A 25578-nucleotide genomic window follows, 5' to 3' on the forward strand; every position below is an offset into this window, starting at 1 on the left:
AACGCTTTCTTGGAAGGGGATGGTGTACAGATGTTTAAAAGAATAACAATAGTCGGATTGTCGGTTGTTATGTTTTTACCTAGTATATATGAGGGGAGTAAAGCATATGCAGACACAGTTAACAATGGAACGTTAATGCAGTATTTTGAGTGGTATGCTCCGAATGATGGAAACCATTGGAATCGTTTGCGTACTGATGCTGAAAATTTAGCGGAAAAAGGAATTACATCTGTTTGGATACCACCTGCATATAAAGGAACTACGCAAAATGACGTAGGATATGGAGCATATGATTTATATGATTTGGGGGAATTCAATCAAAAGGGAACAGTGCGGACGAAATATGGGACGAAAGCACAATTGAAATCTGCAATTGACGCTTTACATAAGAAAAACATCGATGTATACGGTGATGTAGTTATGAATCATAAAGGTGGGGCTGATTATACAGAAACTGTCACAGCAGTTGAGGTAGACCCGAACAATCGAAATAATGAAGTATCAGGTGATTATGAAATTAGTGCGTGGACGGGATTTAACTTTCCAGGGCGTGGAGATTCTTATTCTAATTTCAAATGGAAATGGTATCATTTTGATGGAACGGATTGGGATGAAGGAAGGAAATTAAACCGAATTTATAAATTTAGGGGCATAGGTAAAGCATGGGACTGGGAAGTGTCTAGCGAGAATGGGAATTATGATTATTTGATGTATGCGGATCTTGATTTTGATCATCCAGATGTTGCGAATGAAATGAAAAAATGGGGAACGTGGTATGCGAATGAATTAAATTTAGATGGTTTTCGTTTAGATGCTGTTAAACATATTGATCATGAATATTTGCGCGATTGGGTAAATCACGTTAGACAGCAAACAGGGAAAGAAATGTTTACAGTAGCTGAATATTGGCAAAATGATATCCAGACTTTAAATAATTATTTAGCGAAGGTTAATTATAATCAATCTGTGTTCGATGCACCACTTCATTATAATTTTCATTATGCTTCAACAGGAAATGGAAATTATGATATGAGAAATATTTTAAAAGGAACGGTAGTTGCGAATCATCCTACACTTGCGGTTACTCTAGTTGAAAATCATGATTCACAGCCTGGTCAGTCATTGGAATCTGTAGTGAGCCCTTGGTTCAAACCGCTGGCATATGCATTTATTTTAACGCGTGCAGAGGGGTATCCTTCTGTTTTCTATGGTGATTACTATGGTACAAAAGGAAATAGTAACTATGAAATTCCAGCGTTAAAGGACAAAATTGATCCGATTTTGACGGCACGAAAAAACTTTGCATATGGTACGCAGCGTGATTATTTTGATCATCCGGATGTGATTGGCTGGACAAGAGAAGGTGATAGTGTACATGCTAATTCTGGTTTAGCAACATTAATCTCTGATGGACCAGGAGGGGCGAAGTGGATGGATGTTGGAAAGAATAACGCAGGGGAAGTATGGTACGATATTACGGGTAATCAAACAAATACTGTAACAATTAATAAGGACGGATGGGGGCAGTTCCAAGTAAGTGGAGGATCAGTTTCCATATATGTTCAACAATAATTTGGTGATGAAAAAGAAGAGGTAGACTGAAATATAAGTTTTCCTCTTCTTTTTATATTGTGCATATTTATCCCGCTATTTGTGGGAAGCCCGATTGGTGAGGGCTTATTAAAGTTTCACTTTATTTTTCATAAATCTTTATTGTAATAAAAGAGCTAGTCGACCTTTATAACAACAAGAGAGGCATTGGAATATATAATGTCACCCGTGGCTTCTCTTATTCGTACTCGAAGAACATCCCCTTGATTTAAAGGTAGTAAATCAGTTCTGGCGGATGTAGCTCTCACCCCAGAAGCACCACCAACTCGCGTTTCAATTGCGAATTGAATGGAATCGTTTATTGTAAGATTTAATATACTAGACGATATAGCTTGTATTACAAATACAATTGAAAAGGATACAGAGTACACGCCAGTGGTATCAATTGTAATAGAATTATTTAATGGATTTAGGGTAGTTCCACTAGCAGGTCCTGGAATGGTAAAATTAATATTTGTATTAACTACTGCTGAAAAACCGATTCCTACTTGAGAAGTTATTGTTCCAAATATGGGAAGAATCCCTAAACCGGTTGCGCCAGTAGGACCAGTTATTCCGATTCCGGTAGGACCTGTAACCCCAGTAGGACCAGTTATTCCGATTCCGGTAGGACCTGTAACCCCAGTAGGACCAGTTATTCCGATTCCGGTAGGACCTGTAGCCCCAGTAGGACCAGTTATTCCGATTCCGGTAGGACCTGTAGCCCCAGTAGGACCAGTTATTCCGATTCCGGTAGGACCTGTAACCCCGGTAGGACCAGTTATTCCAATTCCGGTAAAACCTGTCGCGCCGGTAGGTCCTGTGATTCCAGTAGGTCCGGTGGGGAATGTAAATGGTGGAATTGATGGTAGTGTGGGACCGATTAAATTTGGTTCCAGAGCAGGTCCGTGTAAAATACTATACTCTTCATTCATATAGTAAACCTCCTATCATTGCTTGTCATAATTATTAAATGTATTTGGGGAAGTAAATGACATTCGCAATAGCGGAGGCGCTTCTTATAATTTCTCTTCAGCGAATATAGACCTAATTTAAGCAATATTGAAATTTATAGTTACGTACTACTAAAGTATGACACCTTTACTTCTCACGTAACATATAGTATGATGATTTCAATAAATTAGATTTCAATGACTATAATATAAATTAATGAGAGGTGCTTTTTGTGAGTGCGGTAGGTATTAAATAGGAAAAATTTAATGAAATAAATCGGATAAGACCAGGGGATTTTTATGTACATCATACCCCTAATTTTGTCATGCATTTATTTCAAAACCTATGAAGATACCTACAATACTTTATAAAGCGTGTAATAAGGGACTGCCATCTATTTTTTATGGCTTATTTCCTCATACGTTATTACACATGCCTTGTAAATGTAAAAGCTGCGGTATCCCCGCAGCTTTTTTGTATATGTTTTTATTGTATAATTATGGAATTTTATATATGACTCATTGGAATCTAATGAGTAGGTATCTTCATTTATGATAAAAATCAATCATAGTGAGGAGAAACAAAATGAATACGATGACTTTTGAAAAGTTACAATATAACGAATTAAAGGATATAGTGAAATCTTATTGTGTAAGTGGATTAGGTAAGGAATTATTAAACAAATTAGAGCCGAGTACGAGTATAAAAGTAGTGAGAAATCGGTTGAATGAAACGACAGAAGCACGAGCTATATTAGATGCAGAAGGGCATGTTCCTTTCTTCGGCATTTCTAATATTGCTAGTACAATTCAAAAATTAGAAAAAGGGATGATTTTAGATCCAGAAGAATTAGTGAGTGTTTCAGACTTTTTACGTGGGTGTAGAAAGATTAAAAAGTTTATGTTAGATAAAGAATTTTTTGCACCAGTATTAGCTTCTTATGCAAATTCAATGACTGAATATAAAAGTATTGAAGAGGAAATTAACTTTTCAATTAAAGGAAATAGTATTGATGTAGCTGCAAGTAAAGAGTTAAAACGAATTCGAAATAATATCGATTCTGTAGATGGGAAAATAAAAGAACGTTTAACGAAGTTTTTAAATAGTAGTGCAAATAAGAAATTCATTCAGGAATTCTTTATTAGTAAAAAGGATGACCGTTATACGATTCCAATTAAATCTTCCTATAAAAACCAAGTTGCCGGAAGTATTATTGAAGCCTCGGCAAAAGGTTCTACTGTATTTATAGAACCGCATACGGTTACGAAATTGAATGCAGAACTAGCAGGTTTGAAAGCAGAAGAAGCGGTTGAAGAATATCAAATTTTAGCGACTTTATCAGGGATGGTATTAGAAAATATTTATAGTATAAAGATTAACATGGAGCTAATTAGTCAGTATGATATGGTATTTGCGAAAGCGAAGTTTAGTAAATCGATTGATGGAATAGAACCGAAGTTAAATGATCATGGCTACATTCATTTAGTGAATTGTAAGCATCCGCTTTTAACAGGGCAAGTTGTACCCTTGAATTTTAAAATTGGTCAAGAGTATCGTAGTTTAATTATTACAGGGCCGAATGCGGGCGGAAAGACAATTGTGTTAAAAACGATTGGATTGTTAACATTAGCTACAATGTCAGGTCTTCATATTGCAGGAGATAAAGGGACAGAAATCGCTATTTTTGAAAATGTATTTGTAGATATTGGTGATAATCAAAGTATCGAAAACGCACTAAGTACATTTTCATCTCATATGAAAAATCTTTCTGAGATTATGAGGATGTCAAATAATAATACGTTACTTTTATTTGATGAAATAGGGAGCGGTACAGAGCCAAATGAAGGTGCAGCACTTGCAATTTCTATTTTAGAAGAGTTGTACTTTGCGGGATGTATTACCGTTGCGAGTACGCATTACGGAGAAATTAAACGATTCTCAGAAATGCATGATGACTTTATGAATGCAGCGATGCAGTTTAATAGTGAAACGTTAGAGCCGCTTTATAAATTAGTTATCGGAAAATCAGGAGAAAGTAATGCACTTTGGATTGCGAATAAAATGAACGTAAAAGAACATGTACTGAAAAGGGCGAAAGAGTACATGGGAAATAAAGAGTACGCTTTAGAAAAAGTGAATGAAAGTAAAATTAGAAAACCGAAATTCGTACAAGAAAAAAGAGAATCTCATTATGAGTACAAAATCGGCGATCGTGTTAATTTATTGGATCATGATGATTTTGGTATCATCTATAAGGAAAAAGATAATTTTTATAACGTTGTTGTATATTATAACGGTGAATTCGTTGAAGTAAATGTAAAACGTATTACTTTAGAAGTAGCAGCGAAGGAGTTATATCCAGAAGGATACGATTTAAATACACTATTTGTTGATTATAAAGAAAGAAAAATGCAACACGATATTGAGCGCGGATCGAAAAAAGCACTGCGTAAAATTCAAAAAGAGATAAGAAAGAATAGAGGATAAGTTAAAATGGTAACGATTAGACAAGAACAAAAAAATGATTATAGAAAAACAGAAGAAGTCGTAAAAGAAGCATTTTTAAAGGAAGAATTTAGTGATAAAACAGAACATGAACTTGTAAAACGTATTAGAGAATGTGACGCGTTTGTTCCAGAGTTATCAATTGTTGCGGTAGATGAAGATATAGTTGGTCACATTATGTTATCGAAAATTACAATAGAACAAGATGGAACTTCTGTAGAATCGTTAGCGCTTGCACCAGTTTCAGTTGCTAGGGGTCATCAGAAAAAAGGAATTGGTGGAAAACTGATTGTAGCTGCATTAGAAAAAGCGAAAGAACTTGGATACGGATCAGTTGTAGTATTGGGACATCCAGAGTACTACCCGAAATTTGGTTTTAAGAAAGCAAGTGAGTGGAATATAAAAGCACCGTTTGAAGTGCCTGAAGAGGTATTTATGATAATGGAATTAACAGAAAATGCTCTTCGAGGTGTAAAAGGAATTGTACAATATTCGAGTGCTTTTGCTGAGTAGGAGTAACGGTTAAGAAATGTAATCATAAAAGATGCTATCTTTTTGTATGGATATACAGAAAGATAGCTTTTTTTATTAAGCGGATCTACTGACGTATATTTTGCTCAATGAATAATTGAGGTGGTAAAATTGATATAGAAACGTAAAGGGAGAGAATGAAATGAATAAGCGAGAAACAGATAGCAATGAGAATGCAGTTACGTTATATGTTACAAGACACGGTAAAACAATATTAAATACGAATCATCGCGCGCAAGGTTGGGCTGATTCTCCATTAGTAGAAAAAGGTGTTGAAGTTGTCACAAATTTAGGGACAGGATTAAAAGATATTCATTTTATGAATGCATATAGTAGTGATAGCGGCCGCGCAATTGAAACTGCTAATTTAGTATTAAAATATAGTGAGCAATCAAAATTAAAACTTGAGCAAAGAAAAGATTTGCGAGAATTAAATTTCGGTATTTTTGAAGGTGAAAAACTTGAGAATATGTGGGATGTTGTTGGAAAAGCTGCAGGCGTTGCATCACCAGAAGAACTTATGAAGTTTTCTATTCAAGAAGTGATTAATCTTATTAGAGTAGCAGATCCTACAAAACAGGCGGAAGATTGGGAATTATTTTCTACTCGCATAAAAGCTGAGATAGATAAAATTAGTGAAGAAGCTGCTGGAAATGGTGGCGGTAACGTTTTAGTTGTCGTTCATGGGCTTTTGATTACTACCTTAATAGAAATGTTAGACAGTAGCAAAACAAAACTTGGAGTGGAAAATGCTAGTGTGACGAAAATTGTATATCAAGATGGAACATACACAGTCGAGTCGGTTGGAGATATGAGTTATGTTGCAAAAGGGAAAGAAAGTGTGGAAATATAATTAAATCTCAAATAGAAATAAGAAAAGGAAGGTAGAGAAATCTAGCTTCCTTTTCATTTTGTGAATTATGGGATTAATAAAATCTTCCCTGTGCTTTTACGGCTCTCTAATAATTCATGAGCAAGAGCACCGTCTTGTAAAGAGAATGTAGTAGGATTTGAAATGTTTAATTTTCCAGTTGCGATCCAATCGAATAATTGAGTAGATCGTTTTTTACGTTCTTCATAAGTGGTAAGCACGTTCCAAAGGTCTCCACCAGTTAAAGTTTTTGAAGTATCCATAAGCATACGCGGATCAACTGGCGCAGGATTACCACCAGCCATTCCGTAAAATACGACAGTACCGCCAATTTTAGTAGCGTTAAAACTTTCCCCTAATGTAGAACCTACTGATTCATACACAACATTTACTCCAGTTCCATTAGTCATTTCAAGTACTTTCATATGCCATGCTTCGGTATATAAAAATACGTGATCGGCACCAGCTAATGTAGCTATCTTTGCTTTTTCTTTTGATGATGTAAGACCAATTACTGTTCCGCCCTGTAGTTTAATCATTTGAATAAGAAGTTGACCGACGCCACCAGCTGCAGCGTGTACTAAAGCTATATCACCTTGTTTTAGTTGATAGCTATCTTGCGTTAAATAATGTGCAGTTAATCCTTGTAATAAGACAGAAGCGGCTGTTTCAAAAGAAATAGAATCTGGTAGTGGGATTACTTTTTCAGATGGAACGGCAACTAGTTCTGCATTTGCAAATGGGACGTCCGCAAATGCAATACGGTCTCCTAGGTTGATAGTAGTAACGTCAGCTCCTACTTTTTCAACAATTCCAGCTCCTTCATAACCTAATACATAAGGCGGATTGCCAGCAAGATGATAATCGCCGCGGCGTCTATAAATATCAGCGAAGTTTAATCCGATTGCTTTCGTGCGGACAAGAATTTCATTTGGACTTATGATTGGATCGTGTATTTCTTTATAGTGTAGAACATTAGCGTCTCCGAATGTTTCGAAACAAAGTGCTTTCATATGGAATACCTCCATTTATATTGTTTATAGATGTTCTTTATCATACAATACAAATATCAATAGACAAAGAGGATTATTTCGATGGAATCAATCGGAAATATCGATTGAAAAGAGGGATGATAAATGGAAATAAAACAGTTAATTACATTTAAAGTAGCGGCACATACTTTGAACTTTACACAAACTGCGAAGAAATTAAACTTTGCTCAATCGAGCGTGACAGCGCAAATTAAAACGTTAGAAGCTGAGCTTGGTACACCTTTATTTGAAAGATTAGGAAAACGTCTTTTCTTAACTGAAGCAGGTAGGAAGTTTCAACTATATGCCGACAAGATGATTGCACTCAGTAACGAAGCGAAAATGGCTGTGAAAGATGATGAAGAAATAGCAGGTACGTTAATAATTGGTGCACAAGAAAGTCAATGTACATACAGACTGCCGTCTATATTAAAGAGGTTTAAAATACAATTCCCAAAAATAAAACTTATATTTAAACCAGCACATTCCAATAAAGATGCGAAGGAACAATTGATGGAGGGAAAAGTAGATCTTGCATTTATTTTGGATGAGTGTAAAACAGAAGATGTTTTACATGTGGAACCGCTTATGAAAGAAGAATTAAAAGTAGTAGCTGCTCCTACACATCGTTTACTTGAACAGACTACTGCTTCTATAAAAGATTTAGAGAGTGAAACTCTGTTACTAACAGAATTAGGCTGCTCGTATCGGACTTTATTTGAAGAGCTATTTCGCTGGGAAGATGTATATCCAGCAAATAAAATTGAGTTTGTTAGTGTTGAAGCAATTAAACAATGTGTTATTGCAGATTTAGGCATAGCCGTTTTACCAGCAATAGTAGTAGAAAAAGATATACGAGAGGGGACGATAAAAGAGTTACATTTAGAAAATACAATCTCTCCGATTTATACGCAAATCGCTTGGCATAAAGACAAATGGATGACAGTGCCACTGCAGCAATTTATTGATGTAATGAGGGAGTTCTTTACAACGGATTAAGTGGAGAAATATTTATTTTATAAAAAGAAAAAATGGCAATTTTGTATAAAGAACTGATGCTTGCATGTAACAAGTATCGGTTCTTTTATGTTTGAAATAAAGGATGTCTTCAAATTTGTATTTCTCAATTTTTTTTCTTAAAAGGATAAGTAAATTTCTTTGTATATTCCAATAATCGTAAGGGAATTTACAACTTTTATTCGTTTCTGTAAGATGCCTCTAGGCAGCATGAAAGGAGGGGCGTACATAGGGGATAGATAAACGTACTTATTTTGAGGGAGGAGATTTACAATGTTTAAAAAGCTAATGAAAGTATGTGTGTTAAGTGCAGCGAGTGTAGGGGTATTATTTAGTTTCCAAGGAAGTACATTTGCAGCTACTGATTTAAGCAGTTATTATGACGGGAAAAATCCAGCAACAACGAAAGTATACGGGGGAAGTACGACGTGTGATGCAGATGGATTTAATGCAAAATCTACAGCTGTATATGAAGGTAGTAAAAAAGTAGGGACAGTGTATTTACGTTACAGTAATAAATGTCATGCAGCATGGGCTAAGTTTGTTTTAGATCAACCAGCACCAGCTGTTTCGGGAGGAGTGTACGCGTACGCTGTTGTGAATAAATACAAAAATGGTGTATTCCAAAAATCAGTTACTTCTAATCAGGGGAACGGCACAATAAAAACAGGTCAAACGAGCACTTATACAGGAATGGTATTTGATTTAACTGCTGATTTCGGATACACAGCAGATGCTGAAGCAGTTACGTTTAATAACGGTTACGGAAAAACAGCACGTTATTAAGAAAGGAGTGAAATGATATGAAACTTTTAAAAAAGACGAGTGCATGTTTATTGCTATCTTTACTCATTGTAACTAGTATGTTTAGCACGACTAATAGCGATAAAGTATACGCAGAAGATCATTCATATGATGGGAAAAGTCCTTACTATAACAGCTGTGATCAATCTGCAGTAACGAAAGAAAAGAAGTGGATTGATTCAAATTCTTATGTAGAATTAAAATTTAGCACGACGTGTAAAACAGCGTGGGCAAAAGTTACTGTAACCCGCTCGGCAGTTTATAATAACGAAGCTGATGCAAGGATTGTTAGAAAAACAGATGGAAAGGCCTACACTTGCGGAAGTGCTGGAGGAAATGGTGTTGTAAATAAAGGGCAAACATCATGCTATACGCCAATGGTATATGATTTAGATCCAAGAAAGGCGCAAGCGCAGGGGAAACATGCAATTCCGAATAGTGATGCATATAATTATGCGGAGACTATTTGGTATTAATACGATTATACATGTTTTAAGAGCTGTTATTTGATATAAAAATGAAAGAGCCTTACTGCATTTTATTGTGGTAAGGTTCTTTAAATTTGTTTAATAGATTAAGTGCATCCATTTACAAAGGTCTCTCTATATAATCGCTTTTAAGTATGGCCATACTAATTTCATCTGAGTATGTATCGTTATAAAATAAAGATTGACGTAAGGTTCCTTCTTTTACAAAACCAACTTTTTCATAAGCTTTAATTCCGCGTAAATTATGGCTAAATACTTCTAACTGTAAACGATTTAATGATAGTTGTTCAAAAACAAATCTTAAAACTATTTTAATAGCTTCCGTTCCATAGCCTTGTCCTGTTAATGCTATTGAAAGCATTGATATTCTGAATCCTGCTCTTTTGTTCTCCTCATCGATATCTAAAATCGACAACTCTCCAATCATCTTGTCAGTACTTTGTAAACAAATAGCGAAATCATAGCGACTTGAATCATTATTTATATGATCTATATGTTTCGTAATTTGCTCCAATGAAAAAGTGGACTTAGTTCCAGTCATATATCTTATTTCATCATCCATTGTACTTTCTAATATAATAGGAGCATCTAGCTGACAAAGAGGCCTTAAATAAATTCTCTCGCTCTCTAATCTCATTATAATTTTCTCCTTTAGTTAGTAATTGAATGTATAAATACTTAACTTTCTTCAATGAGTTACATAAAAAATATGAATCTTAATTCGATGTTACATGAATTTTATAATGGCATGGTATACCTAAAACAAATAATAAATGTTTTATACACAACAAAATGTATCAACGAGTTTTTTGATCATACTATTATTCTTGCTGCTCATTCCGCTTTTAAATGAACACGAATGTATTAACTAAGGTCTGTATCAGGAGGAGTATATCCAAGGTGACGAGCCATAGATACAATTTGTCCTTTATGGTGAAATTCATGCGTCTCCGTATGAGTTAAAAGCCATAGCGGAGTTGTGCTCCAAGGTTCTTTTTGCCATTTCACTTCATTTGCTATATTTTCGAGCCAACGGTCATTGTATTCATCTAAAAAACGTTGTACAGTCTCATCTACTAACTTAAATCTAGCGCGAACTTTTTCCACATTTGCATGCTCAATTTCGTAATCGCTAGCAAATGAAAAATCTGCTCTTTTTTGCTTGAATGCGAATGATCCAAGCCAGTATCGATAGCAATCGGCTACATGAATATGAGTCTTTATAATGCTACCGCTTCCGAAATTAGAAACTGTGCTATGTAATTTTTCTACTGGGATTTCTTCCAAAAACGAAAATAGAGTTTCTCTTGTAGAGCTAATAAGATTATATTGTTGTTTTAAAATATGTAACATGCAAGTACACTCCTCTTTTATTAACATAGTAAGTAATTCTATATTTACGAGGAGTGAACCTTTTTATTATTTTTAATAAGCATATTAGATGTATTTCTTATTTGTTTCTGATAGATTAAACAAGGTGAAACTTTAATAAATTGAACATTCTTAGTTCATAATAAATTGTACATCAAGAAGGGGAACGATAAAATGAATAGACTAGTGGGTTTAAAACAATTTGAAATAACGCGCGGGGCGTTACTTAAATTTATGGAAACGTTAGATGATAAAACTGTGGATACGCAGCCAGAGGGTTTTAACAATACAATTCGTTGGCATATCGGTCACGTGTTAACAGCAGCAGAGACTTTCATGTTCGGAAGAGAATTTAAACAATTGCCAACTGAATATCCAGGTATGTTTGGATATGGATCAAGACCATCTAAATGGACGACAGAAGGACCATCGTTAGAAGTGTTAACGGCTCAATTAAAAGAACAAGCAAAACGTATTAACGAAATTCCAGCAGAAGCATTTGAAAATAAACTGCCAGAGCCATTCCTAGGATTGGAAACAGTAGGGGAGCTTTACGGTATGATGCTTTATCATGAAGCTGATCATATTGGGCAAATGAAGGCGATGGAACGTATTATTAAAGCTCTTTAGTCTTAATTGCATATAACAAGCAATACAGTTGTAATGTTAAATAATATATACAAAAAAGGTAGATAAATTATTATCTACCTTTTTTGTATAACTTCTTGAAGGATTAGAGAATTTTATAATTTTTTATGTTGTGATTATTAATTATAGTATTCCTAAATATGGAATATACGTATAATGATAGAGAAGAACTAGAAATAGGAGTGAATACTATGATTACATTAGAGCAAAAGTTGGAGCAATATAAACATACATATGTACAGTTAAAGGGAGAACTAAAATGGAAAACGAGTGATTCTCGAACAGGAATGATGATTGCTGCTATGTATGCAGGTAGTGATAAATTGTTTAATCTCGGACGTTTTTTAGAAATTAGTAGTTATATTAAGAATCAGGTAGGGATGTTTTCATACTTAAAGTCTTATCATCGTTTTGTAGTGGCCGCAACATTAGATATTCACTTTACAGATTATAAGAAAGCTTTTCGGACGTTTTTAGATTTATATGAACAATTGGTCACTGGTGGCTTTAGCCGGAGTATATTTACTTATCTCGCAGCAGCTGTGCTTTTGACAGAAGAAGATGAACAGCATGGCGCGCACATTCAGCGTTCGATGCAAGTATATAAACGCATGAAAAAGGATCATCTCTTTCTTACAAGTACAAATGATTATCCGCTCGCAGTTTTATTAGCAGGACAATCAGAGCATGTAGAAACACTTATGGACCGAGTGGAACGTCTTTATCAGAAACTAGCGACAGCTGGTTTGCGTAAAGGGAATGATCTTCAATTTTTGAGTCATATTCTTTCATTAAAGAAGGAGGTCAGGGAAGAACTATTAGTTGCAAAATGCACAAATATATGGAATTTGTTAAAGCAAGAAAAGGTAAAAGTAAAACAGATGCATTACCCAGCTATCGGGCTACTAGCGTTACTCGAGGACGGAGAAAAAGAGATTCATTCTATTCGAGCATTTATTGAAAAATTGCAGGGGGATAAATTGTTCCGTTGGCATACAGATACAACTATTCTTATTGCTATTCAACTGTTCGTAAGTCAGAAAGGTGAGGAAAGTAAAGCTACTAACACAGGTTTACAAACAATGATAGAAGTCCTCATACAAGCACAACAGGCAGCCATGATGGCAACGATTGCCGCTTCATCTGTAGCAACATCTTCTGCTAGTAGCAGTTCATAATGTGTAATTGCTTATACTCTTGTAAATTATAACTCCCTTGATAAGGACGGTTTAAAAAATATTACTAAAAACAGTTAGCCCATCACTCTCTAATGAGTGATGGGCTAACTGTTTTTACATAATCAGCATTATCTTTTTGATTCCTTCAAATGTCTGAGCTGCGTGACAATCATAATGCTAATAACAACGAGTAAAAACCATGAACTAATTTTGCTTAAGTGAACGAGATTCCATGCTTCCCGTTGATTTGGATATTGCCATGCTCCGAAAAATGTTGCGATGTTCTCTGCAATCCAAATGAAGAAACCGATAAGGAAAAAGGAGAGAACGAGTGGTATTTTATATGTAAAGCCTCGTAATGAAAATTCCACAAATGTCCGAAAGAAAACGATGAATAGAAGTAAAGTTAAGAACCATCTAAAATCGTATAGAAAATGATGCGTGAAAAAATTGAAGTAAATCATTGCTCCTAATGGCACGGTAAAAATAGCTTTCGGCCAATGATGCATTTGTAAATGTAACCTTCTCCACGCTTGGCATATGTAACTTGCGACACTTGCGTACATAAAGCCGCTGTAAAGCGGAACTCCAAAAATCTTTGAATACGCCTCTTCAGGATAACTCCATGAACCGAAATGAACTTTATATATTTCTAGTAAAAGGCCGATGAGGTGAAAGACAGTAATTACTTTTAATTCGTCTTTCGTCTCAAGTCCAGTCTTGTATATAATCCACTGCATAAGAAGACATGCGATGAGTATGAAATCATAGCGATATAACCCTGGAATAGAAACGATTTTTGAAAGGGCTAGTGTTAAGAAAATAACGACTGGGAATAAGCAAGATAAAGCTTGCTCGTAAGTGAAGTGTAGTAGTTGTTTTATATAGAACATTGTGTCACCTTTGGAATTTTTATTAGAAAAATCAAAATAATTAATAAGTATACTATAATTTAAAAAATAATTCAGTAGTCTATTTTGCGTGTATTTGTAAGTCTTGGAAGGGAATTGTAATGAGTATTTTAATATTTAGCGAAGTGAAAAAATAGTTTGCTATTTAAAAAAAGTGGGGATATAATATCTAAATGAAAATGATAATTATTATCAATAATAATTACAAATAAAAAATAATTATAAAAAACAACTGAATATAAAGGATGAAATGAAACATGTTACATAAGTCTACTGTACATGCTGGTAGTAACCGCTGGATACATATTAAGTTCATATGTTTCATGAGCTTAACAATTTTATGTTTAATTGGATCTATATTTTTAGCCATTTCATTTGGTGCAAAGGATATTCATTTACAAACGGTGTGGGCAGCGGTTTTGAATTACGATCCGAAATTAACACAGCACCAAATTATTTATGAATTAAGGCTCCCGAGAGTAATTGGAGCAGCAGTTGTAGGGGCAGCTTTTGCGGTTGCTGGTGCTGTTATGCAAGGTGTAACACGAAACCCTTTAGCTGATGCAGGTGTACTCGGAATAAATGCAGGTGCGATGTTTGTAGTAGCACTTAGTTTTGCTTTTTTTCCGCATATGCCGTATTCCTATTTAATGATTGTTTCTTTTATTGGAGCAGTCTTAAGTACAGTACTTATTTTTGTTATTGGATCAGCAACATCAGGTGGGTTAACACCAATGAGGTTAACGATTGCTGGAGCTGTTATGGCAGCGCTTTTACATTCATTAAGTTCAGGTGTTGCGATTTATTATGATTTAAGCCAAGATTTAGCGTTTTGGTATGCTGGTGGTGTTGCAGGGGTTAAGTGGGAACACTTGAAATTTTTAGTCCCTATTATTCTTATAACGATTATTTTTGCAATAGTGTTAGGGAAATCTATTTCACTCATATCAATGGGGGATGATGTTGCTACAAATTTAGGAGTGAAAACGAACCGAACGAGAATACTAGGGATGATTATAGTAGTTATTCTGGCAGGTGTTTCTGTTTCAGCTGTTGGTTCTATTGGATGTGTGGGACTAGTTATCCCACACATTGCTAGAAAATTAGTTGGTGTTAATTATAGACTCATTATTCCTATGGCAGCATTATTAGGAGCTATGTTATTAGTTGTAGCTGATTTAGGGGCAAGAACAGTAAATCCTCCTAAGGAACTTGCGATAGGGATTATGGTAGCTCTTGTTGGAGTTCCGTTCTTCCTCTATATAGCACGTAAAGTTGGGAGGGAGTTATAAGTGAAAGATCTTTTTAACACGGATAAAAAGAGAGCTATTACTGTAACTACAATCTTCGGATGTATAAGTATCGCTGTAATTTTAATTAGTTTAAATACAGGGACACTGAGTATAGCACCACTTAGAGTAATTGAAACACTTTTGGGTTATGGTGATTTTGAGAGTGCAACCGTGCTATATGATTATCGTATGCCAAGAATAATAATCACGATGTTAGCCGGTATTGGCCTTGGGATTTCCGGTGCGATTTTGCAAGGGTTATCACGTAATGCACTTGCAGACCCTGGTATTTTAGGATTACATGCAGGTGCATCTTTCGGGCTAATTATATTCGTTACTTTCTTTCATTCTATTAATGAGAATGCATCGATTTTAATACCGTTATTTACATTTGGCGGGGGAGTACTAGCTGCATTTTTAATTATTATACTGGCGAGTGATCGGTCAAAAGGTTTACTTCCTATTAGACTTATTCTCGTTGGTATTGCTGTTTCAGCTGGATTTAGTGCGATTTCGTTATTTTTCTCTCTCAAGTTAAATGATGAGACGTATACATTCGCTTCTAGATGGTTAGTTGGTAACGTGTGGGGAAGGGATTGGATTCATGTCCTTGCATTATTACCTTGGATTTTCATACTAACCCCGTATACATGGATAAAATCTAAAACGTTAAATGCATTGTCACTAGGTGATAGTGTAGCAGCAGGGCTTGGTGTTTCTGTTCAAAAAGAACGGTTATTACTTTTAGCTACAGCGGTTGGATTATCTTGCACAAGTGTATCGATGGCAGGAGGAATTGGTTTTATCGGTTTAGTTGCTCCGCATATCGCAAGGAAGTTAGTAGGTACTACATATCAACACTTTCTTCCTTTAGCTGGCATTATCGGAATGATTATTTTAGTGCTAGCAGATACGATAGGTCGTTCTATATTTGAGCCAAACTCTATTCCAGCTGGTGTAGTAGTGGCAGCTTTAGGAGCACCGTATTTTCTTTATTTACTTACAAAAACAAAATAAATACTTCAAAGAGGAGAACATATGAAAAAGAAACTTACTATTTTATTTAGCATGATGTGTATTTTAGTATTAGCAGCATGTGGTCAAACGAAAGCTAATGAAGAGGCAACGAAAAAAACGGAAAAAAGTAATGACCCAAAAATTGCTTCAATGTCTATTCATTTAACAAATGATTTACTTGCATTAGGAATTACACCAGTAGGTTCTGTTATTGGTGGAGATTTAAAAGATTTCTTACCGCACGCTAAAGAGAAGTTGAAAGATACGAAGAAGCTTGGTGTTGTAACAGATCCGAATATGGAAGCGTTACTTCAATTAAAGCCAACTGACATTTATGTTGATGAAAAATATGCTGGTAAAGATGTAGCGAAATACGAAAAAATTGCAAAAACACATTCTTTCAATTTAGATGAAGGTACGTGGAGAGAGCATTTAAAACAAGTTGGTAAACTTGTAAACCGTGAGAAAGAAGCAGATAAATATATTCAAGATTACGAAGAGCAATCAAAACGAGTAAAAGGTTTAATAGATAAAGAGCTAGGTAATAATGAAAAAGTAATGGCAATTCGCGTTACTGCAAAAGAATTGCGTGTATTTAGTACGAAAAGACCGATGGGACCAATTTTATTCCAAGACTTAGAGTTACAGCCTGCAAATGGTGTAGAGAAAATTGATGGAAACCGTCCTTTCGAAGTCATTTCACAAGAAGTATTACCTGACTTTGATGCAGATGCGATTTTCGTTGTTGTAAATAGAGATGATAAAGCAAAAGCAGCATTTAAACAACTTCAAGAAACACCAATTTGGAAAGACTTAAAAGCAGTTAAAGGCAAGCACGTATACATTATCAATGATCAACCATGGCTTGACTATTCTGCTTTAGGAAACAAAATGGCAATGGATGAAGCGGAGAAAATGTTTACGAAATAATATAGTTTTGCTATTAGGAAAGGCCCTCAAAATTTGGAGGGCCTTTCTGTTATTGTTAGAATAAATAAAAAATTATACAATGAAGTTAATTCAATATGGAGGAGATGTGCCAATGTCAGTGCTTATTGTAAGTATCCCGTTTATGAAACAGTTTATGGAACAAGGGGATAAATAGGCTAAAATAAGTATCCCCGTTATTAAAAAAGGGGGAGTTTGAAATGACAATGAATCTTTTTCGAAATAAAACGATTAAATTATCAGCTATGAGAGAAACAGATGCTGAAGTAATGGCTATGTGGCAAGAAGATAGTGAGTATTTAAGAAATGTTGATACAGATGTAGCATTCCCGCAATCTTTAAATGAAATAGCAAGTGATGGGTTATTAAAAGGACGAAGATCGAATAGTGTTTCTTTCATGGTAAGGGCAGTTCAAGAAGATCGCTTAATTGGTTTTGTGGCGATTCATGGTATAGAGTGGAATAACAGAACAGGTTTATTAGCCATTGGTATAGGAGATGCGAATGATAGAGGAAAAGGATATGGGAAAGAAGCAATACATCTTATTTTAAAGTATGCTTTCTATGAATTGAATTTACACCGCGTCGGTCTGGATGTAATTTCTTATAATAAAGCAGCCATTGCGTTGTATAAAAAGATAGGTTTTCAGATGGAAGGGTGTATGAGAGAAGCGGTTCAAAGAGATGGGAAGTGTTTTGATCGTATCATTATGGGGATATTGCGGGATGAATGGATAGGGTTGCAAGATTAGCGAATACATTCAATATTATATATGTAGTATGCAGGAGATATAATGATAATTGGCGAAAATTTACAGTGAACTGATTGAATTTATAAGGAGTTATGTAAAATGAATTTAGAAAAAGCAAAACCAGTAAATGAAGAGGTCGCTGAATTAAAGGAACTAATTAAAGAGTTACACGGAAGTGTACATCAACTGCAAAGCGAAGTGCAGCAACTAAGGCACGAAAGACCAGTTGTTGAAGTGAGAAAAGGTGTTCAATTATCACCAACAATTGTCGGACAAATTGGTGGTATGATTTTAGGTGGGTTAGCAATTATCGGTATATTTTGGTGATGAAAAAAGGTTTGCAGCACGATGCTGCAAACCTTTTGGATTTGACGATATAATTTCATGCAATACAACTTTTACATTAAATAACGTAAATATATATAAGCATGTGATAACAAGAGTGCAACAATAGTTAATGGTAAACCAATTTTTAAGAAGTCCATATAAGAGAAAGCATGTCCTTCACGTTTTGCAATACCAGCAACGACTACGTTTGCAGATGCTCCGATTAGCGTTCCATTTCCTCCTAAGCAAGCTCCAAGAGATAACGCCCACCATAGTACTTCGATTTGCGGAGAATCGACAGATAGTCCGAGTCCTGTAGCTAAGTCTTGAATAAGAGGAATCATCGTAGCGACAAAAGGGATGTTGTCGATTGTCGCAGATGCGATGCCAGATACCCATAAAATAAGTATAGCTGCGAATCCGATGTCACCGTTTGTTACGCCGATTACTTCTTTTGCAAGTGAAGAGATAAGTCCGATATCAATTAACCCGCCAACGAGAACGAATAGTCCGGCGAAGAAGAAAATGGTTACCCATTCAACGTGGGCAAATACATCTTCAATATCATGTTCTTTCACGCCGATTAACATAAGAAGTGTAGCGCCTGTCATCGCTATAACGGCAGCGTCTACATGAATAATCGAATGAAGTACGAAGCCTAAAATAGTTAGTCCTAAAATCGAAATAGATTTTAAAAGGAGGCTTTGATCTTTAATGTAATCTTTTTCGTTTAATGCCATTAGTTTTTCGATTTGTTCAGGTGTTGTTTTTAGTTTGTTACGATACATGAAGTAAATAATGCCAAGTGTCACGATAGAAATAATAATTACGATTGGAGCTAAGTTAAGTAAAAAGGCGTTAAAGTCTAAATGCTTGTTTGCTGATCCAATCATAATATTAGGTGGATCACCGATTAATGTTGCTGTTCCGCCTATATTTGAAAACAGCACTTCTGAAATCAAATAAGGCACAGGATTTACTTTTAAAATACGTGTAATGGATAATGTAACAGGAACGATTAATAAAACAGTCGTTACATTGTCCAAAAATGCTGATCCGACAGCAGTTAATAGGGATAGTAATAATAAAATGCGAATCGGTTTTCCACCAGCTGCTTTTGCCGCTTTAATGGCCACAAATTCAAAGACGCCCGATTGACTCGTAATATGTACGAGAATCATCATCCCAATTAAAAGGGTAATCGTTTCCCATTGAATATGTGATGTGAAAGCAGTATGTAAATCTACAACTCCAAAAATAATCATAATAGCAGCACCGAATAGTGCGATTACAGCACGATTCAATTTCTCAGAAATAATAAATCCGTACGTGATTAAAAATACGGCAATTGTAAAATAATATTGCCAATTTGCTACTTCATGTGCTGACTGTTCCAATCATGTCACCTTCTTTAAATTATGTATTCAATTGTCGAAATGTATCTCGCTGCAATAATACGGGATAAAATATATTGTAGCAAATTCAAAAAAGAAAGAAAACTATTTAACAAAGTGAAGGAAAAAATTTATTTTTTACATATCATATAAAAAATATAAAAAACACAGTGCAAATTATTAGGAAAAGTGAGCGTTGTCCTCTAATATAGAGATAGCAATTTACATTGTTTTTGCGTAAAATGGTTTAAAGAGGTGAATTCCGATGGAAATAGTAAAAGATAGTTCTCTTATTCAAAATGAAATTGAACGTTTTGTAAATAAAGATGTATATATTCATTTAGAAACGACAAACGGAGCGTATGCATCACACATAAATGAAAAGATGATGACAGTTGGTGCTTTCATTCGAAATGCGATTATCCGTTTTGAACGCGGGAAGATAACTGGAACAAATCCATACCGAGTTGGTCTGAAAATGGATCACGGTTGGGTATATGCTGAAGGTATTACGCACTGGGAAGTAGACGATCAAGAGCGTTTATTATTAGCTGGACATGATAATTTAGGTCGTCTAGCAGTTGCACTTGAGTTAAGCTTAACACCATTTAAGTAAGAAGGAGGGAAACTTATGGAGAGACATGTACTTGTTGTATTTCCGCATCCAGATGATGAAGCATATGCTGCGGGAGGGACAATTCGCTTATTAACAGATCAAGGAGTACCTGTAACATATGCATGTGGTACTCTAGGACAAATGGGACGTAACATGGGTAAGAACGTATTCGCTAACCGTGAAACGATTCCACATATCCGTAAGAAAGAATTGAAAGATGCTTGTGAAGCGATGGGTATTAAAGATTTAAGAATGCTTGGCTTCCATGATAAAACGTTAGAATTTGAAGATGTTGATTTCGTTGCTGACAAAATTCAAGCAATCATTCAAGAAGTAAATCCATCTCGAATTATTACATTTTATCCAGAGCACGGTGTACATCCAGATCATAATGCATTTGGCCGCGCTGTCGTTCGCGCTGTATCACGTATGCCAAAAGAAGAGCGCCCAGTTATTCATGCTGTTGCGATTACGAAAAATCGTGAAGCAGTATTAGGAGAACCGGATGTTGTAAATAACATTAGTGAAGTATTTGATCATAAATTAACTGCATTAGGTGCGCACCGTTCACAAACAGAAGCAATGCTTGAAGACACGCATGCAAAAATAAAAAACAAAGATGCAGCAACATTAAAATGGCTGCAACTTGAACAGTTTTGGACTTATAAATGGGAGTAGGCTAGAAGGATATCTTCTAGTTGCTCTTACATAGAAAAAGCGCCGTCACTTGTGATGGCGCTTTTTCTTGTTGAAGACTATATATTTTTTAGGGTGCTTCAAAATTTTTAAATTAACGTGCAGTGTAGCCTCCATCAACAAGAAGTGTTGTGCCGTTAACAAAACTAGCATCATCACTTGCTAAAAATAAGACAGCTTTAGCGACTTCTTCTGGTGTTCCAAGTCTGCCTTGTGGATGAAGTGAAGCTAAATATTCTTTCTGTTGAGGATTAACACTACCTAGTAAAGGGGTGTCAATATAACCAGGGCACACCGCGTTAATACGTATTCCATATTTAGCGTAGGCAGTACATAAATTTTGAGTTAATAGTTTCACACCACCTTTTGCAGAGGAGTATGCTGTTGGTGTAGGTAATGAAACAAAACTATGAATCGAACCAGCGTTAACGATGACACCACCTGTACCTTGTTTAAGAAATTGTTCAATCGAATATTTATCAGAAAGGAATACCCCAGACAAATTAATATCAATAGTTCTTTTCCACTTTTCATAGGATAATTCGTTTGCCGGTGCATCATCAGCAACGCCGGCATTGGCATACATAATATCTAATTTACCGTATGTACTTACTGTCTCATGAATTAGCTGTTTAATATCTGCCTCTTTTGTTACATCGGTTTTAATAAATAATGTATTATATCCATGTGCATTCAATTCATCTGATAGTTCTTTTCCACGTTCAGAAAAGTCAGCAATAACTACTTTTGCACCTTCTTCGATAAAAAGACGAACAGTAGATTCGCCAATTCCACTTGCACCACCAGTTATGATTGCTACTTTGTCTTTTAATTTCATATAAACCTCTCCATTCATTAATAAATTTAAGTCGAATTTTTAAATCTTGTTACTAAACTATTAACCTTAAATAGTAAGTAGATAGAAGAAAAAAGCTCGCGTTTACTTAATCGTGAGAGTGCTATTTTTTCTTTAGTGTACTTTTTGATACAGTTATGGACGAAAATATTAATTTGGTCAATTTTATCATTAGATTGAATATTTGGTAAAGAGCTCTCGAACAGAGCGAGTAAGGATGTTGAAAAAGTAAAATAAACATTCAGTATTATTTGTAGGGTAAGGAACAAAGGGGAGAGATGCATAACGAAAACTACTACTCTAGTTAAATAGGAAAAAGCCTTGCAGGGGGGCAAGGCTTTAAACAGGGTATTAAAAATGATTGATTTATTAAGAATAACTTCTTCTTGTGAATAAACTAATTTTAGCATAATAACTCATATATATGTGTTACGAATTTGTGAATAAAAACTCAATGATAAAAGTATGAGTGAAAGGAAATAATGTATTTGAAATATGCATTATTACACAAAGTTAAGTTGAAATAGGGGATTTGTATATGTAATTTCTTTTTGCATTTAATTCTTTAGAACTGATTTTTAATAATGTATATGAGAAGCGTATATTTTGAATTATTTAATAGAATAATATATATTTATATTGATTTAATGATTTTAGTTTGTTAAAAATGGGGAAATCGATATGAAGGTTAAATTTGCCGTAATAAAAGATGAGAATTTTGATTGTAGTTTATTGGAAACAAAATTATTGAAAACTTTTAAAGAAGTAGATTGTGAAGCAGATATTGTAAAGGTTGAGGATGAAATTTTTGAAAACAATGATATACAAACGTATTTATCAGAAATAACCATTCATGTTACTGGAAAAAATATTGGATATAGATCCGTTTCAGCCAGTATATTTATTGTTCTAGAGAGTTTATCAATACAGCTATTTCGTATTCATATTAGTATACTTTAAACAGTTCAAAAAGTGGCTTCTTCAGAAAATCATACTGATTATATGGAGTTGTAAATATGAAAACAATAGAAATTATCGTAGGTGCTCCCGAATGTTGGATTGCACCTTGTTTGTTGTTAAATAAACAAGGGATTCCTTTTTTAATTTATCTTAACGCTGATTTATATAGAAGATAGGAAACATATGAATAATTCAATTAGATTGTACAAATAATTTGGTACGCGGATGTACGCAATGTATTCACAGGTAAGAGGGTTGTCTCATAATATATATAGATTTTTCTATTAAGATGAACAGAGGGTGTGAATATATGGAAGATGTTTACGCTAAAATTGACAGTCTCAAGGCGGAGCAAAAAGAAATTATGAGAGACATTCGTGCTTTAGAAACGCGTACTACTATTAATGAGAAAGATATAGCAACAATCAATAAGCAATTAGAAAAAATAAGTACAAACACAACTTGGATTTTGCGAATTATTATTAGTGCGATAATAATGTCAGTTTTAGGATTAATATTAAAAGGGATGATTTAAAAGAAAGAGGGGAGCTCCCTCTTTCTTTTATGTAAATGAGAAGCTATAAATTTTCCGTTTCCCCTTCATCTGCATACTTATCCTCTAAGGAAATTAATAGAGGGATTGATATAGTTACAAGAATGATTAAAGTAGTTATAAAAGATTTAGAAAGAGAAAAAGAACCTTCAATTAAAGGTGATAAAAACTTGAATGAAAGTATGCTTGTTATTAAGGAAATTACTAAAAAGCTCAAAAGAGATATATTTTTATTCTTTATAGATGTCTCTATAAAGTCTTTAACACAGGTTATTACGACAAATATAGTTAATATGATAAGAGAAACAAAATAATGTGTTAAATTCGTCATACTAATAGTAGGATCGTCTATTATGTAAGCAAGTAACTTAGATACTAATATTCCTCCAAACAATAAAATAATAAAAGCAAGTAATCCTTCCGATATATAAGTGCTGAAATTGCCTTTCTTGTTAAAGAGTTTATAGTTTAGAGTAGATTGGGTTATTTGAATTAGGAATAGGGTAATAATCCATACATAATATACAAATGGTAATTCTCCTGAGAATAGAGAAATTAGAAAGTTTACTACTGTCCTTAAAATTTCAATCATTACGAAAGGCCTCCAGTTTGTAAGCTTGTGACATTAAAATATGCTAGTCTATCGTTTAATAATTAAACTTACGAATTCAAACTATTTCTAATTATTCCATAAAAAGGTGACTGCATCAAGTTATCTTTTTAACAATCCTCCAAGGCCGAGCACTAGTAAAAGAAACGCAGTATGTAATATAATTGAAAAAGTATATTTAAAAATCGATGTTAATATTACCCTCCTATAAGTATTAACATACGTAATTGAGGTGTTTTCTTTGTTGTTTTATGAACGGATTTCTATAATGGCCCCTCCTGTTCCGTAGCTAAGGAAAGTCTTTTTATTTCTGAGATTTTCAAAGTTATAGGAGGGTATGAAAAATGAAAAAAGTCTCAGTACCATCACTTTTGTTAATGATTGTTCTTGTCGCATTTCCGCAAATTAGTGAAACGATTTACACACCGTCTTTACCAGACATTTCAAAGGCGTTACATGTAAGTAATAATGAGGTGCAGTTAACACTTAGTGTGTATTTTGCTGGTTTTGCGTTAGGTGTATTTTTTATTGGGTGGTTATCAGATATAATTGGTCGTCGCCGGGCGATGTTACTTGGAATTGTCGTATATGGCGCTGGGAGTTTCTTATGCTATATTGCAAGTTCCATTGAAGTTTTATTGATAAGTCGTTTTATTCAAGCGTTTGGAGCAAGTGCAGGATCCGTGGTTACACAAACGATTCTTCGGGAAAGTGTAGAAGGGCATAAGCGGCATGTTATGTTTGCTCAAATCTCGGCAGTCATTGCTTTTACACCAGCGATAGGACCGTTAATTGGTGGCTTTCTTGATCAAATGTTTGGATTTAAAATAGTATTTTTAAGTTTAGTAGTTATGAGTATCGGTATTTTTCTGTATACGTTTGTTTCTCTCCCTGAAACAAAAACGGTCTCAGTAACGAATAAAATAAATGTATTTTCAGTCTCGAAGAGGTTAATTACAAATCCGAAAGTGGTAACATATGGGCTGTTAATTGGAGGAGCAAATGGTGTTTTATTTAGCTATTATGCAGAAGCGCCGTTTATCTTTATTGAATATTTTCAATTATCGCCTAGTATGTATGGATTTCTAGGAATTGTTGTTGCATCTGCTTCTATTGTTGGAGCGAAAATTTCAAAACGTTTACTTGCTACTTATAAACCAGAGAAAATTATATATATCGGTTGTCTCGTAATGACAGGGGGAGCTATCCTTTTATCTGTTATTACGTTTATTGGATTAAATCCGAATGTAATATATATGGTTGTATTTTTAATAGCAATGTTTATATTGTTATTAGGGATTGGAGTAGCGTTACCTAACTGTTTAAGTTTAGCGTTAGTAGATTTTCAAGATGTCATTGGTACAGCAGGTGCATTGTTTAGTTTAGGGTACTATGTAATTGTAACGATGACAATTTTGGGAATGAGTCAGCTGCATACAGGCTCGTTACTAGTGATGCCACTTTATTTTCTGGTTATTGTAGTTATAATGGTAGTGTTTACTAGGGTATTTATCTTTGGTAAGCAAACTTCGAAATCGATTTAAATATGAAATTGTAAAAGAGTCTCATTTTTTAATGAGACTCTTTTATATTTTGGCTGGTGTAAAGAAGTTAGTAGTTTATTAATATATTAAATTTCTCATTGGTATATAAATCGA

At 34.6% G+C, this 25578-nt stretch carries 27 protein-coding genes; 19 read left to right on the plus strand and 8 right to left on the minus strand.

Annotation, left to right across the window (positions count from 1 at the left end; all coding sequences use genetic code 11):
• Window positions 1-30: 30 nt before the first annotated feature.
• The gene (amyS, locus tag ACTFRM_RS08265; protein ID WP_000476405.1) at window positions 31-1572 is read left to right on the plus strand and encodes an alpha-amylase; all 1542 of its coding nucleotides are present in this window, start codon (window positions 31-33) and stop codon (window positions 1570-1572) included.
• A gap of 155 nt (window positions 1573-1727) precedes the next feature.
• Here the strand turns inward: amyS and ACTFRM_RS08270 are convergent, their stop codons facing one another.
• The gene (locus ACTFRM_RS08270) at window positions 1728-2525 is read right to left on the minus strand and encodes an exosporium leader peptide-containing protein (protein WP_440043186.1); all 798 of its coding nucleotides are present in this window, start codon (window positions 2523-2525) and stop codon (window positions 1728-1730) included.
• 604 nt (window positions 2526-3129) lie between these two features.
• On the opposite strand from ACTFRM_RS08270, the gene ACTFRM_RS08275 reads away from it, so the two are divergent.
• The 3 genes from ACTFRM_RS08275 (at window position 3130) to ACTFRM_RS08285 (ending at window position 6433) form a co-directional block, all read left to right on the plus strand.
• On the plus strand, window positions 3130-5031 hold the full coding sequence (locus ACTFRM_RS08275; RefSeq protein WP_440043188.1) for an endonuclease MutS2: 1902 nt from the start codon (window positions 3130-3132) through the stop codon (window positions 5029-5031).
• 6 nt (window positions 5032-5037) lie between these two features.
• Entirely contained in the window at window positions 5038-5562 is a 525-nt protein-coding gene (locus tag ACTFRM_RS08280; protein WP_000256469.1) for a GNAT family N-acetyltransferase, read from the plus strand.
• A gap of 160 nt (window positions 5563-5722) precedes the next feature.
• Entirely contained in the window at window positions 5723-6433 is a 711-nt protein-coding gene (locus ACTFRM_RS08285) for a histidine phosphatase family protein (protein ID WP_440043190.1), read from the plus strand.
• Between the two features lie 65 nt (window positions 6434-6498).
• Here the strand turns inward: ACTFRM_RS08285 and ACTFRM_RS08290 are convergent, their stop codons facing one another.
• Window positions 6499-7464, minus strand: coding sequence for a quinone oxidoreductase family protein (locus tag ACTFRM_RS08290; protein ID WP_098033828.1), 966 nt, complete (start codon window positions 7462-7464; stop codon window positions 6499-6501).
• 123 nt (window positions 7465-7587) lie between these two features.
• Here ACTFRM_RS08290 and ACTFRM_RS08295 point away from each other — a divergent pair, with 123 nt between their 5' ends.
• The 3 genes from ACTFRM_RS08295 to ACTFRM_RS08305 all read left to right on the plus strand — a co-directional run bounded on the left by ACTFRM_RS08295 (window position 7588) and on the right by ACTFRM_RS08305 (window position 9779).
• Complete coding sequence (locus ACTFRM_RS08295; protein ID WP_440043191.1) at window positions 7588-8481, plus strand: LysR family transcriptional regulator; 894 nt, start codon at window positions 7588-7590, stop codon at window positions 8479-8481.
• A gap of 291 nt (window positions 8482-8772) precedes the next feature.
• Window positions 8773-9285 (plus strand): YjfA family protein, encoded by a 513-nt coding sequence (locus ACTFRM_RS08300; protein WP_000473741.1) that lies wholly within the window; start codon window positions 8773-8775, stop codon window positions 9283-9285.
• A gap of 17 nt (window positions 9286-9302) precedes the next feature.
• Window positions 9303-9779 (plus strand): DUF2690 domain-containing protein, encoded by a 477-nt coding sequence (locus ACTFRM_RS08305; protein ID WP_000771158.1) that lies wholly within the window; start codon window positions 9303-9305, stop codon window positions 9777-9779.
• A gap of 112 nt (window positions 9780-9891) precedes the next feature.
• Here the strand turns inward: ACTFRM_RS08305 and ACTFRM_RS08310 are convergent, their stop codons facing one another.
• Together ACTFRM_RS08310 and ACTFRM_RS08315 are read right to left on the minus strand one after the other, a co-directional pair.
• Window positions 9892-10428, minus strand: coding sequence for a GNAT family N-acetyltransferase (locus ACTFRM_RS08310; RefSeq protein WP_001235429.1), 537 nt, complete (start codon window positions 10426-10428; stop codon window positions 9892-9894).
• Between the two features lie 227 nt (window positions 10429-10655).
• Window positions 10656-11144, minus strand: coding sequence for a DinB family protein (locus ACTFRM_RS08315; RefSeq protein WP_000902410.1), 489 nt, complete (start codon window positions 11142-11144; stop codon window positions 10656-10658).
• A gap of 192 nt (window positions 11145-11336) precedes the next feature.
• Between ACTFRM_RS08315 and ACTFRM_RS08320 the strand changes: the two genes are divergently transcribed.
• Both ACTFRM_RS08320 and ACTFRM_RS08325 read left to right on the plus strand, forming a co-directional pair.
• Window positions 11337-11792 (plus strand): DinB family protein, encoded by a 456-nt coding sequence (locus tag ACTFRM_RS08320; protein WP_001081123.1) that lies wholly within the window; start codon window positions 11337-11339, stop codon window positions 11790-11792.
• A 158-nt stretch (window positions 11793-11950) separates the two neighbouring features.
• Entirely contained in the window at window positions 11951-12988 is a 1038-nt protein-coding gene (locus ACTFRM_RS08325) for a DUF4003 domain-containing protein (protein ID WP_440043193.1), read from the plus strand.
• Between the two features lie 128 nt (window positions 12989-13116).
• On the opposite strand, the gene ACTFRM_RS08330 is transcribed toward ACTFRM_RS08325, so the two are convergent.
• The gene (locus ACTFRM_RS08330) at window positions 13117-13881 is read right to left on the minus strand and encodes a DUF817 domain-containing protein (RefSeq protein WP_440043194.1); all 765 of its coding nucleotides are present in this window, start codon (window positions 13879-13881) and stop codon (window positions 13117-13119) included.
• Between the two features lie 275 nt (window positions 13882-14156).
• Between ACTFRM_RS08330 and ACTFRM_RS08335 the strand changes: the two genes are divergently transcribed.
• The 5 genes from ACTFRM_RS08335 (at window position 14157) to ACTFRM_RS08355 (ending at window position 18235) form a co-directional block, all read left to right on the plus strand.
• Window positions 14157-15191, plus strand: a complete 1035-nt coding sequence (locus ACTFRM_RS08335; RefSeq protein ID WP_440043196.1) for a FecCD family ABC transporter permease — start codon at window positions 14157-14159, stop codon at window positions 15189-15191.
• Entirely contained in the window at window positions 15192-16208 is a 1017-nt protein-coding gene (locus ACTFRM_RS08340) for a FecCD family ABC transporter permease (RefSeq protein ID WP_440043198.1), read from the plus strand. It begins immediately after the preceding gene.
• A 21-nt stretch (window positions 16209-16229) separates the two neighbouring features.
• A complete protein-coding gene (locus ACTFRM_RS08345) occupies window positions 16230-17138 on the plus strand; it encodes an iron-hydroxamate ABC transporter substrate-binding protein (RefSeq protein WP_000728217.1) in 909 nt (302 codons plus the stop codon).
• A 218-nt stretch (window positions 17139-17356) separates the two neighbouring features.
• Entirely contained in the window at window positions 17357-17908 is a 552-nt protein-coding gene (locus ACTFRM_RS08350) for a GNAT family N-acetyltransferase (protein WP_440043200.1), read from the plus strand.
• A gap of 99 nt (window positions 17909-18007) precedes the next feature.
• Window positions 18008-18235, plus strand: a complete 228-nt coding sequence (locus ACTFRM_RS08355) for a hypothetical protein (protein WP_001047304.1) — start codon at window positions 18008-18010, stop codon at window positions 18233-18235.
• Window positions 18236-18306: 71 nt separating this feature from the next.
• Here the strand turns inward: ACTFRM_RS08355 and ACTFRM_RS08360 are convergent, their stop codons facing one another.
• Entirely contained in the window at window positions 18307-19632 is a 1326-nt protein-coding gene (locus tag ACTFRM_RS08360; protein ID WP_063225561.1) for an ArsB/NhaD family transporter, read from the minus strand.
• Window positions 19633-19894: 262 nt separating this feature from the next.
• Here ACTFRM_RS08360 and ACTFRM_RS08365 point away from each other — a divergent pair, with 262 nt between their 5' ends.
• A complete protein-coding gene (locus tag ACTFRM_RS08365) occupies window positions 19895-20245 on the plus strand; it encodes a YojF family protein (RefSeq protein ID WP_000407045.1) in 351 nt (116 codons plus the stop codon).
• A gap of 15 nt (window positions 20246-20260) precedes the next feature.
• Window positions 20261-20923, plus strand: a complete 663-nt coding sequence (gene bshB2 / locus ACTFRM_RS08370) for a bacillithiol biosynthesis deacetylase BshB2 (protein WP_000439485.1) — start codon at window positions 20261-20263, stop codon at window positions 20921-20923.
• A 112-nt stretch (window positions 20924-21035) separates the two neighbouring features.
• On the opposite strand, the gene ACTFRM_RS08375 is transcribed toward bshB2, so the two are convergent.
• Window positions 21036-21779 carry an SDR family NAD(P)-dependent oxidoreductase gene (locus tag ACTFRM_RS08375; RefSeq protein WP_000768018.1) on the minus strand — a complete coding sequence of 248 codons (744 nt, stop codon included), beginning with the start codon at window positions 21777-21779 and terminating at the stop codon, window positions 21036-21038.
• Window positions 21780-22478: 699 nt separating this feature from the next.
• Between ACTFRM_RS08375 and ACTFRM_RS08380 the strand changes: the two genes are divergently transcribed.
• Both ACTFRM_RS08380 and ACTFRM_RS08385 read left to right on the plus strand, forming a co-directional pair.
• Window positions 22479-22757, plus strand: a complete 279-nt coding sequence (locus tag ACTFRM_RS08380) for a hypothetical protein (RefSeq protein ID WP_000865005.1) — start codon at window positions 22479-22481, stop codon at window positions 22755-22757.
• 310 nt (window positions 22758-23067) lie between these two features.
• A complete protein-coding gene (locus tag ACTFRM_RS08385) occupies window positions 23068-23292 on the plus strand; it encodes a hemolysin XhlA family protein (protein WP_000390461.1) in 225 nt (74 codons plus the stop codon).
• 43 nt (window positions 23293-23335) lie between these two features.
• Here the strand turns inward: ACTFRM_RS08385 and ACTFRM_RS08390 are convergent, their stop codons facing one another.
• Complete coding sequence (locus tag ACTFRM_RS08390) at window positions 23336-23902, minus strand: DUF5823 family protein (protein ID WP_000570045.1); 567 nt, start codon at window positions 23900-23902, stop codon at window positions 23336-23338.
• Between the two features lie 362 nt (window positions 23903-24264).
• Between ACTFRM_RS08390 and ACTFRM_RS08395 the strand changes: the two genes are divergently transcribed.
• Complete coding sequence (locus ACTFRM_RS08395; RefSeq protein WP_000758017.1) at window positions 24265-25464, plus strand: multidrug effflux MFS transporter; 1200 nt, start codon at window positions 24265-24267, stop codon at window positions 25462-25464.
• The last annotated feature ends 114 nt before the right edge of the window (window positions 25465-25578 follow it).

Origin of the sequence: Bacillus cereus group sp. MYBK227-1, assembly GCF_051916325.1 — a bacterium.
GTDB lineage: Bacteria > Bacillota > Bacilli > Bacillales > Bacillaceae_G > Bacillus_A > Bacillus_A cereus.